The organism is Pseudomonas sp. BN417, from assembly GCF_029871205.1.
GTDB lineage: Bacteria > Pseudomonadota > Gammaproteobacteria > Pseudomonadales > Pseudomonadaceae > Metapseudomonas.
Genome location: NZ_SSOJ01000088.1, coordinates 17,819 through 30,918 on the forward strand (window position 1 = coordinate 17,819; position 13,100 = coordinate 30,918).

General features: G+C 63.1%; 12 protein-coding genes. 9 read left to right on the forward strand and 3 right to left on the reverse strand.

Features of this window, described 5'->3' with window-relative positions; translation table 11 throughout:
• Positions 1-321: 321 nt before the first annotated feature.
• On the reverse strand, positions 322-2,028 hold the full coding sequence (locus E8F11_RS10705; protein WP_280288818.1) for a sigma-54-dependent Fis family transcriptional regulator: 1,707 nt from the start codon (positions 2,026-2,028) through the stop codon (positions 322-324).
• A 370-nt stretch (positions 2,029-2,398) separates the two neighbouring features.
• Here E8F11_RS10705 and E8F11_RS10710 point away from each other — a divergent pair, with 370 nt between their 5' ends.
• The 9 genes from E8F11_RS10710 to E8F11_RS10755 all read left to right on the forward strand — a co-directional run bounded on the left by E8F11_RS10710 (position 2,399) and on the right by E8F11_RS10755 (position 11,979).
• The gene (locus tag E8F11_RS10710) at positions 2,399-2,656 is read left to right on the forward strand and encodes a phenol hydroxylase subunit (protein ID WP_280288819.1); all 258 of its coding nucleotides are present in this window, start codon (positions 2,399-2,401) and stop codon (positions 2,654-2,656) included.
• A 54-nt stretch (positions 2,657-2,710) separates the two neighbouring features.
• On the forward strand, positions 2,711-3,706 hold the full coding sequence (locus E8F11_RS10715) for an aromatic/alkene monooxygenase hydroxylase subunit beta (protein ID WP_280288820.1): 996 nt from the start codon (positions 2,711-2,713) through the stop codon (positions 3,704-3,706).
• Positions 3,703-3,972, forward strand: coding sequence for an MmoB/DmpM family protein (locus E8F11_RS10720; RefSeq protein WP_280288821.1), 270 nt, complete (start codon positions 3,703-3,705; stop codon positions 3,970-3,972). The genes E8F11_RS10715 and E8F11_RS10720 overlap by 4 nt, the downstream gene beginning before the upstream one ends.
• 34 nt (positions 3,973-4,006) lie before the next feature.
• Positions 4,007-5,539: an aromatic/alkene/methane monooxygenase hydroxylase/oxygenase subunit alpha gene (locus E8F11_RS10725; protein ID WP_280288822.1), complete on the forward strand. Its 1,533-nt coding sequence runs from the start codon at positions 4,007-4,009 to the stop codon at positions 5,537-5,539.
• 58 nt (positions 5,540-5,597) lie between these two features.
• Positions 5,598-5,957 (forward strand): phenol hydroxylase subunit P4, encoded by a 360-nt coding sequence (locus E8F11_RS10730; protein ID WP_280288823.1) that lies wholly within the window; start codon positions 5,598-5,600, stop codon positions 5,955-5,957.
• Between the two features lie 10 nt (positions 5,958-5,967).
• On the forward strand, positions 5,968-7,029 hold the full coding sequence (locus E8F11_RS10735; RefSeq protein ID WP_280288824.1) for a phenol 2-monooxygenase domain-containing protein: 1,062 nt from the start codon (positions 5,968-5,970) through the stop codon (positions 7,027-7,029).
• 108 nt (positions 7,030-7,137) lie between these two features.
• Complete coding sequence (locus E8F11_RS10740) at positions 7,138-8,025, forward strand: transporter (RefSeq protein WP_280288825.1); 888 nt, start codon at positions 7,138-7,140, stop codon at positions 8,023-8,025.
• A 215-nt stretch (positions 8,026-8,240) separates the two neighbouring features.
• Complete coding sequence (locus E8F11_RS10745; RefSeq protein WP_280288826.1) at positions 8,241-8,453, forward strand: hypothetical protein; 213 nt, start codon at positions 8,241-8,243, stop codon at positions 8,451-8,453.
• A gap of 1,045 nt (positions 8,454-9,498) precedes the next feature.
• Positions 9,499-11,979, forward strand: coding sequence for an EAL domain-containing protein (locus E8F11_RS10755; RefSeq protein WP_280288827.1), 2,481 nt, complete (start codon positions 9,499-9,501; stop codon positions 11,977-11,979).
• Positions 11,980-12,043: 64 nt separating this feature from the next.
• On the opposite strand, the gene tatA is transcribed toward E8F11_RS10755, so the two are convergent.
• Together tatA and lipA are read right to left on the reverse strand one after the other, a co-directional pair.
• Complete coding sequence (tatA, locus tag E8F11_RS10760) at positions 12,044-12,220, reverse strand: twin-arginine translocase TatA/TatE family subunit (protein WP_280288828.1); 177 nt, start codon at positions 12,218-12,220, stop codon at positions 12,044-12,046.
• Positions 12,221-12,224: 4 nt separating this feature from the next.
• Positions 12,225-13,100 (reverse strand): lipoyl synthase (gene lipA, locus E8F11_RS10765; protein ID WP_280288829.1); only part of this gene is annotated, 876 nt, incomplete at its 5' end.

Here is a 13,100-nt window from a genome sequence, read left to right on the forward strand (position 1 = left end):
GCGCCAGCTACGATCGAGTATCGGGTGGCCATGGTCGCACTTCCTTCCGTATGGAGTGTCAAGGTGAGCGAGGGGGCTGCTGGAACTCTAGCGGATGGCGGGGGGAGTGCCATGCGGGAAGCCCAGTGGCTTGGCTTCCCTCTCTCTGAAGGGAGAGGGGTGACTCACACCGGGCACGCACTGCCAATCCTGCACGGATAATCTTCGTCAATGGGGCGGGCGGCGTTCCGCGAGTAACGCCATACCCATCAGGGGCGATCGATGGGTATCGCTGCGCTCCACCCATCCTACGGACTGCGGGCTGGAAGCCGGTAGCGGCTCTCAATGTCGATGGCGGGCGGAGTCTTCGGCTGGCATTTTCTTCAGGCGGTAGGCCAGGGCCGGGCGGGTCATGCCGAGCAGGCGCGCGGCTTCCGAGACGTTGTTCTGGGCACGTTTCATCGCCCCCTGCATCAATGCCTCTTCCACCGTGTCCAGGCTGACGCCACTTTCGATCAGACGCTCCACCCAGTCGGGCTCCACGCTGGGCGCCGCTTCCACCAGCGCGCCGTCGCTGGAAAGGCCGATGCTGTTGGCCTCATGGGACAGGTGCGGGAAGAGGGCATCGGCGCTGATGCTCTGGTTGGCGTCGGTGATGATCACGCCGCGCTCGATCAGGTTCTCCAGTTCGCGGATATTGCCCGGCCAGTCGTAGCGCATGCAGGCCTCCAGGGCCTTGTCGGAGAGGCCCAGGGTGGTCTTGCCATAGGCCGTGTGCAGGCGCGAGAGGAAGTGTTCCGCCAGCAGCGGGATGTCTTCCTTGCGCTCGCGTAGCGAGGGGATGAACACCGGGTACACGTTCAGCCGGTAGTAGAGGTCGGCGCGGAAGCGGCCTTCCTTCACCGCCTTGGCCAGGTCCTCGTGGGTGGCGGCTATCACCCGCACGTCCACCTTGCGGGTCTGCGAATCGCCCACCCGTTCCAGCTCCTCCTCCTGCAGCACCCGCAGCAGGCTGGCTTGGGCACGGGGTGTCAGCTCCACCACTTCGTCGAGGAACAGGGTGCCGCCGTTGGCACGTTCGAAGCGGCCCATGCGCGACTGCTGCGCCCCGGTATAGGCGCCACGTTCGACACCGAACAATTCGGCCTCGATCAGGTCCGGCGGGATGGCCGCACAGTTCAGCGCCACGAAGGGCCCGCCGGCACGCTCGCTGCGCAAGTGCAGGCTGCGCGCCATGACTTCCTTGCCCACCCCGGTTTCACCCAGCAGCAGCACCGAAGCCTTGCCCGGCGCGACCTTGTCGATCAGGTGGCAGGCCTTGCGGTAGAGCGCCGCCTTGCCGATGCCGTAGTACTGTCCGGCGTCCTGCTGCAGGCGCTGGCGCATATTGGCCACCTGCACCTGCAGGGCCTGGAGCTCTTCGATGATCGGGTCGCTCTGGAAGTAGCGCATGAACTCCTCGGCGTCCTCCCATTCCTCCACCGGCTTGCCGATGATGCGGCAGCGCGCGTCGCCGCAGCCGCGGCAGCTGACTTCCTTGTAGAGCACCTGGCGACCGAGGAAGAACGACGAGTAGCTGATGGCGTAGCCGAGCAGGGTCCAGCACACCGGCTGGTCGAGTTGCAGTCCCTCCGCCCGGCAGTTTTCCACCTCGTAGGAGTTCTGCCATTCGAGGTCGGCATAGAACTGGCCGTTCTCGATATCGATGTTCATCTCCAGCGGATTGACCTTGACCATGCCCTTGAGCGAATGCAGCTGCGGGCCGGTGAGGAACATCTCCACCGAGTCGGCCTCCGGACGCAGCTTGCGCGCCAACTCGGCGTCCTTCAGGCCGGACTGGTAGCCCAGGCGCAGAAACAGGCCTTTGGCCCGTTCCACGCCGAGCATTTCGATCAGCTCACGGCGGAAGGAGCCCATGGCGGCGGACTGGAGCAGGAGCATGCGCTGCTCTTCGAGCCAGATCTTGCCCTCGTTGCCGAGGAAGCGGACCTGATCCGTCAGGTCCTTCAGGGTCGGGCTGTGCTCCGACGCCTTGTAGTCGACTTTCATTGCATTGCACCCCTGGTTGTTCTTGTGCGGGGAGGGGGCCGAACCACCGTTCAGGCAGACGGTTGCGCGGGTTCGACCGGGTGGCCGGGATACGCAAGGACGGGCCGCGCTCTTTTTTCTAAGCGGCCTGAAAGCCGGGGAAAAGTCAATCGCCGTTGCCGATTGGCGATTTGATCAAGGTGCGCTGGAGCGATTGAGCAAATGGTGAATTTCCTCGCCGGACTCGGCTGTTCGTGCTCGCTTCCCGCAATCCTTGAGTTGAATAAAAACTAAAAATAATCAATGAGTTATATCGATTTTCATGGATCTTCAGAGGCCCTGGCACAGCCATTGCTCTGACCTTGGCAACCCGCCCCTGGAGTCGCCTTGCATGAGCCAGCCACAGCCCAGCTTCGATCAACTGCCGCGCTATGTCCGGGTCCGCAGCGAGCCCGATACCGCCTTCGTCGAGTTCGACTTCGCCATCGGCTATCCGGACCTCTTCGTCGAACTGGTCCTGCCGCGCGACGCCTTCGCCAGCTTCTGCGAGCGGAATCGGGTTCAACGCATGGATGCGCAGATGGCCGACGCCATTGACGCCGACATGGAGAAATGGCGCTACGGCGAGAGCCGTGGTCAGGCCGACTGACAACCCGGCCACGACGCGTCGATTCCCCACAACAACAAGTACAGGACGCCCTGCATGAGTATCGAGATCAAGACGGCGACGGCCGAGCCGATCCGCCAGACCTTCAGCCACACTCGCCGGCGTTTCGGCGACAAGCCTGCCAGCCGCTACCAGGAGGCCAGCTTCGACATCGAGGCGGCCACCAACTTCCACTACCGCCCGCTGTGGCAGCCGGACAAGCTGCTCAACGACCCCACCCGCACCGCCGTGCGCATGGCCGACTGGTACAGCGTCAGCGACCCCCGCCAGTTCTACTACGGCGCCTATGTGCAGACCCGCGCGAAGATGCAGGAGAACGCCGAGCACGACTACGCCTTCTGCGAGAAGCGCAATCTGCTGGCGACACTCGATGCCAGCAACCGCGAGCAGATCGCCCGCCTGCTGCTGCCCCTGCGCCACGCGGAACTGGGCGCCAACATGAACAACAGCGGCATCGCCGCCGACGGCTTCGGCACCAGCCTGACCCAGCTGCACATGTTCCATGCCATGGACCGCTTAGGGATCGCCCAGTACCTGTCGCGCATCGGCCTGATGCTCGACGACGGCGGCACCGACCTGCTCGCCGAGGCCAAGCGCCAGTGGCTGGAAGACCCGGCCTGGCAGGGCCTGCGCCGCTACGTGGAAGACAGCCTGGTGGTGCGCGACTGGTTCGAGCTGACCCTGGCGCAGAACCTGGTCAGCGATGGCCTGCTCTATCCGTTGGTGTTCCACAAGTTCGACGAGCAGCTCTGTGCCCGAGGCGCCGGCCAGGTGGGGATGCTCACCGAGTTCATGCGCCTCTGGTATGCCGAGACCCAGCGCTGGGTCGATGCCCTGGTCAAGACCGTGATCGGCGAGAGCGCTGAGAACCGCCAGCTCGTCGAAGGCTGGGTCGCCAACTGGCAGGCCCGCGCCCTGGAGGCCCTGGCGCCCCTGGCGGAAATCGTCCTGGACGCAAGTGCCCTCGACACCGTGGCCGGAGAGTTTGCCGCCCGCCTGAAGAAACTCGGCCTTGCAGGAGCCGCGCAATGACTTCCCTCGTCTACATCGCCTTCCAGGACAACGACAACGCGCGTTACATCGTGGAAGCCATCGTCCAGGACAACCCCCACGCCGAGATCCAGCATCAGCCGGCCATGATCCGCATCCAGGCCGAAGGGCGCCTGGAGATCAACCGCGCAACGGTGGAGGAAAAGCTCGGCCGCGAGTGGGACGTGCAGGAAATGCTCATCGACGTCATCACCCTCGGCGGCAACGTCGAAGAGGACGAAGACCGCTTCGCCCTGCACTGGAACTGACCCGCGCCCTACAACAAGAATCGGGAGAGCCGAGATGGCCGCCAAACGCCTGAACCAGAAAGACAAGTACCGCTGCCTTACCCGCGACCTGGCCTGGGAGCCGAGCTACCAGAGCAAGGAGGACATCTATCCCTACGAGCGCTTCGAGGGGATCAAGATCACCGACTGGGACAAGTGGGAAGACCCCTTCCGCCTGACCATGGACGCCTACTGGAAGTACCAGGCCGAGAAGGAGAAGAAGCTCTACGCCATCTTCGATGCGTTCTCGCAGAACAACGGCCATACCAACCTGTCCGACGCGCGCTACGTCAACGCATTGAAGCTCTTCCTCAGCGGCGTGACACCGCTGGAGTACCAGGCCTATCAAGGGTTCGCCCGCGTCGGCCGGCACTTCGGCGGTGCCGGGGCGCGGGTCGCCTGCCAGATGCAGGCGATCGACGAACTGCGCCACGTGCAGACCCAGATCCACGCCATGAGCCACTACAACAAGCACTTCAACGGCCTGCATGACTTCGCCCACATGCACGACCGGGTGTGGTTCCTCTCGGTGCCCAAGTCCTTCTTCGAGGACGCACGCACCGCCGGGCCGTTCGAGTTCCTCACGGCGATCTCCTTCAGCTTCGAGTACGTGCTGACCAACCTCCTCTTCGTGCCCTTCATGTCCGGTGCCGCCTACAACGGCGACATGGCCACCGTCACCTTCGGCTTCTCGGCGCAGTCCGACGAGGCCCGGCACATGACGCTCGGGCTGGAGGTTATCAAGTTCCTGCTGGAGCAGCACGAGGACAACGTGCCGATCATCCAGCGCTGGATCGACAAGTGGTTCTGGCGCGGCTACCGCCTGCTGACGCTGGTGGGAATGATGATGGACTACATGCTGCCGAACAAAGTCATGTCCTGGGCCGAGGCCTGGGAGGTGTATTACGAGCAGGCCGGCGGCGCGCTGTTCAAGGACCTGGAACGCTACGGCATCCGTCCGCCGAAGTACGTCGAGCAGACCACCATCGGCAAGGAACACATCAGCCACCAGGCCTGGTCGATCTTCTACCAGTACAGCCAGGCCACCAACTTCCATACCTGGATCCCCACAGACGAAGAGCTGGACTGGCTCTCGGCCAAGTACCCGGACACCTTCGACCGCATCTACCGCCCGCGCTACGAGCACTGGCGCGAGATGCAGGCCCGTGGCGAGCGCTTCTACAACCCGACCCTGCCGATGCTCTGCCAGGTCTGCCAGATTCCGCTGGGCTTCACCGAGCCGGACGCGGACACCACCCTGAGCCACCGCAGCGTGGAGCATGGCGGCGAGCGCTTCCATTTCTGCTCCGACGGCTGCTGCGACATCTTCAAGTTCGAGCCGGAGAAGTACGTCCAGGCCTGGCTGCCGGTGCACCAGATACTCCAGGGCAACTGCGGTGGCGGCGATGTCGAGGCGGTGGTGCGCGACTACTACAACATCGCCTTGGGCGAAGACAACTTCGACTACCAGGGATCGCCCGAGGACCGGCGCTGGCGCGAATGGCAGGGCGAAAAGCCTGCCGAAGGCGACCTGGCCAAGGTCGGCTGACCCCTTGCGGCGGGCACTGCGTGCCCGCCTTTCACCCCATTACAAGAAGGACAGCGTCATGCCCGTGACTGCCATCGGCGCCTATGCGGCGCAATCCCTGGACCGCCAGGAAAACTTCAACGGCCTGCAGCTGGTGTACCTCTGCTGGGAACGCCACCTGATGTTCTGTGCCCCCTTCACCTTGCCGCTGCCGCCGGACATGCCGTTCGCCGACTTCATCGAGAACGTGGTCAAGCCCGCCATCGCCCCGCACCCGGACGCGGCCCGGGTGGACTTCGGCACGGCCCACTGGCGCCTTGATGACGCCGACTTCCAGCCCAATCCGCAGCTGGGCCTCGTTGCCAATGGCATCGGTCACAAGAGCCTGCTGCACCTTTCCACCCCCGGCCTGGATGGCCTCCACGGCAGCTTCAACTGAGGAGGTCGCCATGAGCTACCAGGTCACTATCGAACCCACTGGCGAACAGATCGAAGTCGAAGAGGGCCAGACCATCCTCCAGGCGGCGCTGCGCCAGGGCGTCTGGCTGCCCTTCGCCTGCGGCCACGGCACCTGCGCCACTTGCAAGCTGCAGGTTCTGGAAGGGGAGGTGGACGTCGGCGCCGCCTCGCCCTTCGCCCTGATGGACATGGAACGTGACGAGGGCAAGGTGCTGGCTTGCTGTGCGATCCCGCAGAGCGACCTGGTGATCGAGGCCGACATCGACGTCGACCCGGACTTCGCTGGCCACAGCGTGCAGGACTACCGCGCGGTGGTGACCGCCCTGGACGACCTCTCGCCCACCATCAAGGGTGTGCGCCTGAAGCTGGACCGGCCCATGGAATTCCAGGCCGGGCAGTACATCAACCTGCAGATTCCCGGTATCGAAGGCACGCGTGCCTTTTCCCTGGCCAACCCGCCGAGCCGCGCTGACGAGGTGGAGCTGCACGTTCGCCTGGTGGAAGGCGGAAAGGCCACCGGGCATATCCATGGTGAGCTGAAGGTCGGCGATGCGCTGGAACTGTCCGGTCCTTACGGACAGTTCTTCGTGCGCGGCTCGCAGGCCGGCGACCTGATCTTCATCGCCGGCGGCTCGGGGCTGTCCAGCCCGCAGTCGATGATCCTCGACCTGCTGGCGCAGGGGGATACGCGGCGGATGGTGCTGTTCCAGGGTGCGCGCACCCGTGCCGAACTCTACAACCGCGAGCTGTTCGAGCGCCTGGCTACGGAGCATGAGAACTTCACCTACGTGCCGTCCCTCAGCCAGGCCGCCGAGGACAGCGAGTGGAGCGGGTTCCGGGGCTACGTGCATGACGCGGCGAAGAAGTACTTCGACGGCCGCTTCGCCGGCAACAAGGCGTACCTCTGCGGGCCACCGCCGATGATCGACGCCGCCATCACCACCCTGATGCAGGGGCGGCTGTTCGAGCGCGATATCTTCATGGAGCGCTTCCTCACCGCCGCCGATGGCGCCGGCGAGAGCACCCGCTCGGCCCTGTTCAAACGAATCTGAGCTCAAGCGAGTCTGAGCTCAAGCGCATCTGCCCCCGCTTTATCCGCTGCTCCGCGCCGTTCGGCGCGGGCGGCGGCTTACGCCCATAAGAACAAGAAGGTAATGCCGATGAGCACCAAACTGCGTGTCCTTTCCTGCTGCATCCTCGCCACCCTCGGTCATGTTGCCCACGCCACCGAAGGCGGCGGTTCCACCTACCCGATGGGCGCCGAGAACTACATGTCCGGCGCCATGCCGCCGCCCGGCCTCTACGGCCAGGTGTTTTCCACCCACTACGAGGCCGACACCCTGCGCGGCAATGACGGCCGCAGCCTGCCGGTGGACTTCCGCGTGCGTGCCAACGTCATCGCGCCACGCCTGATCTGGGTCACCGAGCAACAGGTGTTCGGCGGCAGCCTGGCCTTCGCTGCCCTGGTGCCCTTCGTCGACCTGAAAGTGGACCTGAACGGCCGGTCCCATCACAAGAAGGGCCTGGGCGACATCATCTTCGGCCCGGCCCTGGGCTTTCATCACAGCGACAAGCTGCACAGCATCTTCGCCCTGGATTTCATCGCACCTTCGGGCGAGTACGACCGCGGCGACCTGGCCAATATCGGCCGCAACTACTGGACGGTGGAGCCGGTACTGGCGATCTCCCACGTCGACCCCGCCGGGCTCAACGCCAGCGTCAAGCTGATGTACGACTTCAATCGGGAGAACCCCGCCACCGATTATCGCTCCGGCCAGGAATTCCACTTCGACTACGCCGTGGGCTGGGGCCTGGGCAATGGCTGGGTGCTGGGTGTGGGCGGCTACTACTACCGGCAGACCACGGACGACCGCCAGGACGGTGAGCGTATCGACGACAACAAGGGCCGTGCCTTTTCCATCGGCCCGTCGATCATGTACAGCAACAAGGAGGGCTGGTTCCTCACCGCCAAGTGGGAGCAGGAAACCCAGGTGCGCAACCGCGCGGAAGGGGATGCCTACTGGTTGAAGCTGACCGTGCCGTTCTGAGGGTGCATGTCCCTGAGGGAAAGGGGCGGCAAGAGCCGCCCCTTTCTACTGCTCACCAGTGGATCTGTACCCTCCTGTATCTCAACGCCGCAGCTTACAAAAGCATGCAAAACAGCGACCTGGTGACACGGAAGCAGTACCTGGGCCCTCGACACTGTCCCCGATCGCCGCTGGCGGCCTTCACGGCGCAGGCATGAGGGTGGCGGTCGTTCCTGATGAACCTGACCGGAATGATTTCGATGAAGAACCTGAAGAGCTTCCTGACCTCCATCGCCTTCGCGTTGGCCGGTATTGCGGTACACGCCAACGCCGCCAGTGAGAACCGGCGGGGCGAAAGTGGCATCTGTTTCCAACAGACGCCGCTTGGCCGCAAGAGCGATCTGCCGCGGTCGGCTAAGGAGGGTTCCGGCAGTGATCCGCTCGACTGACTGCGACACTCAAGCCTCAGGCATGAGGGCATCGATACCGGGCAGCCGGATAGCGGGCAGTTGCCCTACGCGCTACTGGCCCAAGCCATCCGAAGGCACTTGAAGCCCCTCTTCACATTGCTCATCGAGGCCAGCGTCTTGAAGTGCTTGACGTTGTTGTTCTCGAAGAAGAGCGCCCGCGTCAGCTCCGTTTACTGCCGGCAGCGCGCGCGACATTCCGCTCGTCGCCGGCGAGTCGGCGGTGGCCGGGCACGCCGGGTTGATACCGATAGTCGCTTCGCCAGGACTGGCCGCTGACGTCGGTATCGACGCTCGATCACGAATCCTGATCATTAGCACGGAAGGTGCAACCGCCCCGGGCGTCCAAGCCAGGCTGGTGGGCGAAAACGCCGCGTCCGTCCTGTCCCGCCAGCACGCCTGGGCACCGGCTTCCTGATCGATTTCCTCCGGAGAAAGCGAACCGTCAGTCGCAGTCAGTGAACGGATTAATGGCGAATTCGTGGCTATGCTTGGTTTGCTGCCTTGGTCGATCGGGCGGTGAGGGGAACTATGTGGAAATGGCCTGCAACGCCCATTTCACCTGACCGTTTTGCGTGAAGTTCCCGGCCCAGGGGCATGGATCCGCCACGACAGGCGGGAGGAAATGGAGCATGCCCGGCACCTGCCAGGTACAAGGATTGGGCTAGATATGTGGGGATTACCTGCGGATCCGATCGACCTTCGCCCCAGTGCGGCAGGGAATGCGAAATCGCGGGGATATGAGGCTTTGCACATTCGCCGGAGGCGCTGGGCGGTGCCCAGGAACAAGAAAGAAGCAGAACGTCTGCCGGCAGCGATTGCGGCGTTCAGTTCCAGAATGGAATGCCAGGAGACAGCAGGAGAGTCGCGCTAACGAAAATCAATATGATTCCACAACAGCGAAAGAGGGTGGCCAGTGCTGCGCGCGGTCAGTCATCAGGTTCAGGTGTCGGCGGAATAGGTTGGTTGGTTTGGGAGCATCGCTTTTATTGATCCGTTTGGAAGGATTGGGTTTGGAGATCGTGAAATGGATTACTTCAAAAATAAAAGCGCCGCCAAACAGCCAAACGCAAACAGCCCAAATAAACTCCGTCCGGCCAGATGGCACCGCATGTACTTCTTTCTTGCGGGGTTCGACGTATTAGTCGTTGTGCTGAGCGTGTTGCTGAATCACATGATCGTCGACACCTACCACCGCTCCATCAAGGCCAACCAGTCGTGGGTCAAGCAGTTGGCGAGCTATTCGACGCTGGGCAATCTGGCAACCGAAGTCAACGCGCCGGGCAACAACGTCTTCGATACCCATGATGTCGAAGCCGAATCGCGGAACATGAATAACGCCTTGCGCAAGTTCAACGAACATCTGGCAATGACCAGGGAGCAACTGCAAGCCAGGATTGTCGATCAAGGTGGGCACAGCGCCGATATTCAAGCCTTCAGTCTTGCCTTGCAGGATGAGGTGAGTGCAGTCGACGCTGACATGGTCGAAATGGTGAAGGAAGCCATGCTGATTTTCTCCTACTTCAGGGAGGGTCAGTCGGACGCGGCCGGCAAGCGCATGGCGACCATGGACAGGAAGTTTGCCAAGTTGCTCGGCTCGCTTGGCACTGTGCGCGAACGCGTAGGCCAGATCCAGAGCAAGCTCCTGGAGGAGGAACTGGCGTCGGTCGAGGAACTGCGCCGGATCGAGTACGCGATCATGCTGTTCGTGCTGATGATGGTCAGTGCGGCCGTTATCTATGGCGGCAAGATCAGGCGCGAAATGGAGTCGCAAGCAGCCGAAAGGGAAGGGTATCTGGTGGTGCTGCGCGAAAGCGAGAAGCAGGCCCGCCAGCAGGCATCGTTGCTGGACAAGGCCCAGGACGCCATAGTCGTGCACGGCATGGACCACCGCATCCTGTACTGGAACAAGAGCGCTGAGCGTCTTTACGGTCTGTCGAAGGAAGAGGCACTCGGCCAATCGGCACAGGAGTTGATCTACCAGGGCCATGCCGCGTTCGATGCGGCGACCAATAGCCTGATCGAAACGGGTGATTGGGCGGGTGAGGTCACGCTGAGACGCAAGGATGGCAGCACCATCACGCTCGAAAGCCACCGCACCCTGGTGCGCGACGACGATGGCCAACCGCAGTCCGTCCTCTCGATCAATACCGACATCACCCACCGCAAGGTCGCCGAGCAAGAAGTCCAGCGTCTGGCCTTCTACGATCAACTGACCGGGCTGGCCAACCGTCGGCTCATGCTGGACCGCTTGCAGCACGTGCTGGCGGTCAGCACCCGCAGCCTGCATACGGGCGCGGTAATCCTCATCGATCTGGATAACTTCAAGGCACTGAACGATACGCTGGGGCATGACCGGGGCGACATGTTGTTGCGGCAAGTCGCCCTGCGCCTCTCCGGCTGCATACGCGAGAGCGACACCGTGGCCCGGCTGGGCGGCGACGAATTCGTGGTCTTGCTGGAGAACCTGAGCGAGAACCCGCCGGAAGCAGCCATCCAGGCCAAGGCCATCGGCGAAAAGATCCTCATTGCGCTGAACATTTCCTACCAGCTGGATGGTTATGAACACCACAGTACCCCCAGCCTCGGTATCGCCTTGTTCCAGGGCCATCTGAATACAGTGGACGACATAATCAAGCGCGCTGACCTAGCGATGTATCGCGCCAAGGCGGCGGGCCGCAATACCATGCGTTTCTTCGATCCGGAGATGCAGGCTGTCGCCACGGCACGCGCCAGGCTGGAAGCGGACTTGCGCCAGGGCCTGCAGGGCAAGGAGCTGCTACTTCATTACCAGCCGCAGGTGAATAGCGAGGGCCGCATCATAGGTGCAGAGGCACTGATGAGGTGGCAGCATCACGAACGCGGAATCGTCTATCCGAGTGAGTTCATTCCATTGGCAGAGGAAACCGGGCTGATCCTGCCGTTGGGCCGCTGGGCGCTGCAAACCGCCTGTGCTCAGTTGGTGGTCTGGGCCAAGCATCCGGAAACGTCCCGGCTGGGAATGGCGGTGAACGTCAGCGCCCGCCAGTTCCACCACCCGGACTTCGTCGAGGAAGTGCTGGCTGTGCTGAGGTGCACGGGTGCCGATCCGAAGAAGTTGAAACTGGAACTGACCGAAGGCCTGCTGATCGAGGATATGGAAGGTACCGTCGCCAAGATGGTCGAGTTGAAAGAGATCGGCATAGGTCTTTCGCTGGATGATTTCGGCACCGGTTACTCGTCGCTGTCCTATCTGAAGAGCCTGCCGCTGGATCAGCTCAAGATCGACCAATCCTTCATCAGGGATGTGCTGGTCGATCCCAACGATGCCGCCATCGCCTGCGCGATCATCAGCCTGAGCCAGATCCTGGGGCTTTCGGTGATTGCCGAAGGCGTGGAAACCGAGGCTCAGCGCGCCTTCCTGGTCAATCATGGCTGCCAGGCCTATCAGGGCCACCTGTTTTCCCCGCCACTGCAGGCCGAGCAATTCAGGGAATATGTGCACGCGCGGTTGGTGGTCGAGCACTGAGGTCCCGCGGCCCGGTTGATTGGCATCCGTCATGACCGGCTCGGTTGCCGGTGCTGGTCATCGTTCAAGGCCGATCTTCTTCAGGTGGCGAGTGGCGATCCGTGGGCTCCGCGACTGTTCTGCGAAAACCCTTGATCGCCTCGCCGAGGTCGCTGCCCAGAGTGCGCAGGCGCTTGCCGCCAAACAGAAGCAATGCCACCAGAAGGATCACCAGCCAGTGTTTCCAGTCGAAGATGCCCATGCTGTCACTCCTGTGGGAGTTTGGTGCCAGCCTGCCCGTGGGCCTGCTGATCGGCGTGGTAGGAGGAGCGCACCAGGGGGCCGGAGGCGACGTTCGAAAAGCCCATCGCGGCGCCCTGCTCGGCGAACCAGGCGAAGCGGTCGGGGTGGACGAAGCGCTGCACCGGCAGGTGGCTGCGCGAGGGTTGCAGGTACTGGCCAAGGGTGAGCATGTCGATCTGGTGCTCGCGCATGCGCTGCATGACTTCGATCACTTCCTCGTCGGTCTCGCCCAGGCCCAGCATCAGGCCGGACTTGGTCGGCACCTGCGGCACGCGCTGCTTGAAGTTCGCCAGCAGGTCCAGCGACCACTCGAAGTCCGAGCCGGGACGTGCGGCCTTGTACAGGCGCGGTACGGTTTCCAGGTTGTGGTTGAACACATCCGGCGGCTCTTGTTCGGTGATGGCCAGGGCCACGTCCATGCGCCCGCGGTAGTCCGGCACCAGGGTTTCCAGCTGGATGCCCGGGGACAGCTTGCGGATCTCCCGCAGGCAGTCGACGAAGTGCTGGGCACCGCCGTCGCGCAGGTCGTCGCGATCCACCGAGGTGATCACCACGTATTTGAGGCGCAGGTCGGCAATGGCCACTGCGAGGTTTTTCGGCTCGACCGGGTCCAGCGGCTTCGGCCGGCCGTGGCCGACGTCGCAGAACGGACAGCGGCGGGTGCAGATGTCGCCCATGATCATGAAGGTCGCGCTGCCACCGGAGAAGCACTCGCCCAGGTTCGGGCAGGAGGCCTCTTCGCAGACGCTGTGCAGCTTGTGCTTGCGCAGCAGTTGCTTGATCCGCGCCACCTCGGGCGATGCTGCGATTTCCACGCGGATCCAGTCGGGTTTGCGCGG

Excerpts from the sequence above, each read along its gene's own strand:
- E8F11_RS10710 (WP_280288819.1), top strand. The coding sequence starts at position 2,399 with ATGAGCCAGCCACAGCCCAGCTTCGATCAACTGCCGCGCTATGTCCGG.
- E8F11_RS10740 (WP_280288825.1), top strand. The coding sequence starts at position 7,138 with ATGAGCACCAAACTGCGTGTCCTTTCCTGCTGCATCCTCGCCACCCTC.
- E8F11_RS10755 (WP_280288827.1), top strand. The coding sequence starts at position 9,499 with ATGGATTACTTCAAAAATAAAAGCGCCGCCAAACAGCCAAACGCAAAC.
- E8F11_RS10715 (WP_280288820.1), top strand. The coding sequence starts at position 2,711 with ATGAGTATCGAGATCAAGACGGCGACGGCCGAGCCGATCCGCCAGACC.
- E8F11_RS10725 (WP_280288822.1), top strand. The coding sequence starts at position 4,007 with ATGGCCGCCAAACGCCTGAACCAGAAAGACAAGTACCGCTGCCTTACC.
- E8F11_RS10720 (WP_280288821.1), top strand. The coding sequence starts at position 3,703 with ATGACTTCCCTCGTCTACATCGCCTTCCAGGACAACGACAACGCGCGT.
- tatA (WP_280288828.1), bottom strand. The coding sequence starts at position 12,220 with ATGGGCATCTTCGACTGGAAACACTGGCTGGTGATCCTTCTGGTGGCA.
- E8F11_RS10705 (WP_280288818.1), bottom strand. The coding sequence starts at position 2,028 with ATGAAAGTCGACTACAAGGCGTCGGAGCACAGCCCGACCCTGAAGGAC.
- E8F11_RS10730 (WP_280288823.1), top strand. The coding sequence starts at position 5,598 with ATGCCCGTGACTGCCATCGGCGCCTATGCGGCGCAATCCCTGGACCGC.
- E8F11_RS10745 (WP_280288826.1), top strand. The coding sequence starts at position 8,241 with ATGAACCTGACCGGAATGATTTCGATGAAGAACCTGAAGAGCTTCCTG.
- E8F11_RS10735 (WP_280288824.1), top strand. The coding sequence starts at position 5,968 with ATGAGCTACCAGGTCACTATCGAACCCACTGGCGAACAGATCGAAGTC.